This window comes from Bradyrhizobium sp., assembly GCF_019244115.1.
GTDB lineage: Bacteria > Pseudomonadota > Alphaproteobacteria > Rhizobiales > Xanthobacteraceae > Bradyrhizobium.
The window spans coordinates 1-3802 of sequence record NZ_JAFATE010000112.1 but is presented as its reverse complement, the minus strand read 5'-3'; the positions used below and the strand labels follow the sequence as shown (position 1 = coordinate 3802).

Genomic DNA, 3802 nt, shown 5'->3' with positions numbered 1-3802 from the left:
TTCATTGTCGGTGAAATAGAACGGCCGCACCAGCTCGCGCTGCAGCCAGTCGTGGCTGTAGTCGCCGAGCAGGGTGCGGTAGCTCGTCATGCCACCGATGCCGTAGTCGCGCGGGATGGTGCGCGCCGCGCGCAATTGTTGTTCCGCGCCCCAGAAATGAAAATGCTCGAGGGTGCGCTGCGTGAGGTTCTGGCCTTTAGGGATCGGCTGCGGGCCGTGATGGCGCTCGACCACGACGCAATCGGTGCCGCGCATGCCGAGGTCGATCGCAAGGCCCATGCCGACCGGCCCGCCGCCGACGATCACCACCGACGCATGATATTCCGCTGATGTCCCCATCGGAGCTGGGCCGTTCGAAAGAAGATCCCATCATAGGGGATCCTGCCGGTATTGATAGTTATCCCCCTCAGGAGAGCGCCTGTTCCGGTTGTGCGGCCAGCGGCCTGAAGGCGTCCGCCTTGCGGCCGTCGAACCGCTTGCCAAGCGCGACAAGCGGTTTTTCGATCAGGCGCCATGACGGCCAGGCCATCGCGGTGGTCACCGCGACGGCAGTCAGGCCGGTCGCCGCGATTGCGGCTCCGACAGGAAGACTGTTGGTGTCGAGCACACGGAACGCGATGGCGATTCCGATCGGATGCAGTAGATAGAAGCTGTAGGAAATTCGCCCGTAGAAGCGGACGATCGGGGCATCGAGGATGCGGAACGCGAAAATCTGATCGCGAAACGCGATCATTATGATCAGGATGCTGGCGCTCGTGCATTCGAGCATGATGAGGATGGAGTTCTGCTTTCGCAACGCGCAGAACAGGAACAGCGCAAACGCGGCGAACGTCAGGAGCGCGCCGGCGCGGGGGCCGAGCCTGGCGACAAGGGCCCCGCCGCGATGATGCATCAGGACGCCGATGATGAAGGCGTAGAGCGGCGACAGATTGGTAAAGCCGCCGAGCAGATGAATGTAGGGGCCGACGAAGGAAAGCCCGAACAGGATGACGATCAGGATCCAAAGAGGTGTGATCTGGCCTCGCGTGCATATCAAGGCGGACCAGAGGATCAACGGCGTGGCGAAACATTCGACCGTCATCGACCACATGACGCCATTGATGTCGCTCCGGATCATCAATGCGTTGAGAAGGACGTTGAGAGGATCGAAGCTCGTCAGATAGCCGACGTAGAAGCCGAGCGTGTAGTGCAGCAAGGTGAGCAGCAACACCGTCGCCGCTGCCGCCGGCAGCAGGCGGAACACGCGATGCCGAAAGAAGCGCAGCGGGTTCGGGTCGTTCTGCAGCGAGCGCGCCAGCACGAAACCGCTCAGCACGAAGAACATGACGACCGGCGCCATGCCCGTGACGTAGGTCTCGATGAATTGCGGCGCGATGTGGTAGAAGACCACCGACACGGCGGCGAGCCCGCGCACCGATTCCAGTCGCGGCAGGAAAGCTAGCTTGTGAACTGCGGCAGGCGCGGTGCCCGCCCCGTCGCGAGCGGCTACGGCAATCGGCTGGCTTGGAATATCCGGCTCTCCGCTGATCCTGAATGCGCGCTTTTCCTTTACCGGAGCATTGCGGCCTCTTCAAGAAGGCTCCGTTGCCGGGCCTTTCACGAGGGCGGTGGCGTTGCGCGATTGCGACACGCCGCGGCGAAAAGATCGCGATGACCCCACATCAGCAGAATTCGACTTTTGGCGGAACCCAATCATCGCAACCGGTCAAATGCTTTGTTTTCCCACAGGCCGCAATCATCCTGTTGCGGATCAGTGCGGACGCTCCTATCCAATGTGTCCTGCCTGATTCCGGGAAGACCGACGTGACGAATTTTGCTTGCATCATCGCCAAAGAGCTCGTCGTCCGCGACGAGCAGGTCAAGGCCGCGATCGAACTGCTCGACGGCGGCGCGACCGTGCCGTTCATCGCCCGCTACCGCAAGGAAGCGACCGGCATGCTCGACGACACCCAATTGCGCACGCTGGAAGAGCGGCTGCGCTATCTGCGCGAGATGGAGGCGCGGCGTCTTGCGATCATCGAAAGCATCAAGGAACAGGGCAAGCTGACGGCGGAGATCGAGCAGGCGCTGCTGCTGGCCGACACCAAGGCGCGGCTCGAGGACATCTACCTGCCGTTCAAGGAAAAGCGCCGCACCAAGGCGCAGATCGCCAAGGAAGCAGGCCTCGAGCCGCTCGCCGACATGCTGCTGTCCGATCCGATGAAGGATCCCGACAAGGAATACAAGGCCTTCATCAAGAAGGACGGCGAGCATCCCGTGCCGGACAAGAAAGCCGTGCTGGAAGGGGTGCGCGCGATCCTGGTCGAGCGCTTCTCCGAACATGCCGATCTCACCGGTTCGCTGCGCGAAGAAATGTGGGGGCGCGGCTCGCTCGGCTCGAAGGCGCGCGAAGGCAAGAGACGGGAAGGGGCGAAATTCGCCGACTATTTCGATTTCACGGAACCCTACCGCAATCTGCCATCGCACCGGATTCTCGCGCTGCTGCGCGGCGAGAAGGAGGAGGTGCTGTCGCTCGATTTCGGCGACGGCGAGGTGGCTGATACCAAGGATGCACCGCCAACGGCTTATGAGAATCGCATTGCGGTGACCTTCGGCATTTCGCGCCAGGGCCGGCCCGCCGACGCCTTCCTGTCCGACTGCGTACGCTGGGCCTGGCGCACCCGGATCAAGCCGTCCCTCGGGCTCGATATCCGCATGCGGCTGTGGCAGGAAGCGGAGAAGGAAGCGGTGCGCGTGTTCGCCGCCAATCTGCGCGACCTGTTGCTCGCGGCGCCCGCGGGCGGCCGTGCCACCATCGGGCTCGATCCCGGTTTTCGCACCGGCGTCAAGGTTGCCGTCGTCGACCGCACCGGCAAGATGGTCGACCACGCGACGATCTATCCGCACGAGCCGGCGCGGCAATGGAACGAGAGCATGCTGGCGCTGGCACAGCTCTGCATCAAACATCGCATCGAGCTGGTCGCGATCGGCAACGGCACGGCCTCGCGCGAGACCGAGAAGCTCGTGGCCGACCTGATCCGGCTGAAGCCGGACTTGAAACTGACCAAGGCCATCGTCTCCGAGGCCGGCGCCTCGGTCTACTCGGCCTCCGCCTTCGCCTCAAAAGAGTTTCCGGATCTCGACGTCTCGATTCGCGGCGCGGTCTCGATCGCGCGTCGGCTGCAGGATCCGCTCGGCGAGCTCGTCAAGGTGCCGCCGGCCGCGATCGGCGTCGGCCAGTACCAGCACGACCTCAGCCAGCACGAGCTCGCCCGTGCGCTCGACGCCACGGTGGAGGATTGCGTCAACGCGGTCGGCGTCGATCTCAACACGGCCTCGGTGCCGCTGCTCGCGCGGGTCTCCGGCATCGGCGAGAGTCTGGCGCAGAACATCGTCGCCCATCGCGACGCCAATGGTCCGTTCCCGAGCCGCGATAGACTGAAGGATGTGCCCCGGCTCGGGCCAAAGGCTTTCGAGCAATGCGCCGGCTTCCTGCGCATCCGCGACGGCGAGAATCCGCTCGACGCCTCCGGCGTGCACCCGGAATCCTATCCGGTGGTGAAGAAAATCCTTCAGGTCACCAAGAGCGACATCAAGGCGCTGATCGGGCAGAGCAAGGCGTTGCAGTCGCTCAATCCGGCGACTTTCGCCGACGAGCGCTTCGGCATCCCGACCATAACCGACATCATTCGCGAATTGGAGAAGCCGGGCCGCGACCCGCGGCCGGAGTTCAAGACCGCGACCTTCAAGGAGGGTGTCGAAAAGATCTCCGACCTCAAGCGCGGCATGATTTTGGAAGCGACCATCACCAACGTTGCTGCGT

At 63.4% G+C, this 3802-nt stretch carries 3 protein-coding genes; 1 reads left to right on the top strand and 2 read right to left on the bottom strand.

Going from position 1 to position 3802, the window contains the following annotated elements; all coding sequences use genetic code 11:
- Together JOZ76_RS05435 and JOZ76_RS05430 are read right to left on the bottom strand one after the other, a co-directional pair.
- Positions 1 to 339: FAD-dependent monooxygenase (locus tag JOZ76_RS05435; protein WP_291697605.1), on the bottom strand; the 339-nt coding region annotated here is incomplete at its 3' end.
- 67 nt (positions 340 to 406) lie between these two features.
- Positions 407 to 1414 (bottom strand): acyltransferase family protein, encoded by a 1008-nt coding sequence (locus tag JOZ76_RS05430; protein WP_291697604.1) that lies wholly within the window; start codon positions 1412 to 1414, stop codon positions 407 to 409.
- Positions 1415 to 1803: 389 nt separating this feature from the next.
- On the opposite strand from JOZ76_RS05430, the gene JOZ76_RS05425 reads away from it, so the two are divergent.
- Positions 1804 to 3802, top strand: a 1999-nt coding sequence (locus JOZ76_RS05425) for a Tex family protein (RefSeq protein WP_291697603.1), incomplete at its 3' end; no start/stop codon positions are given.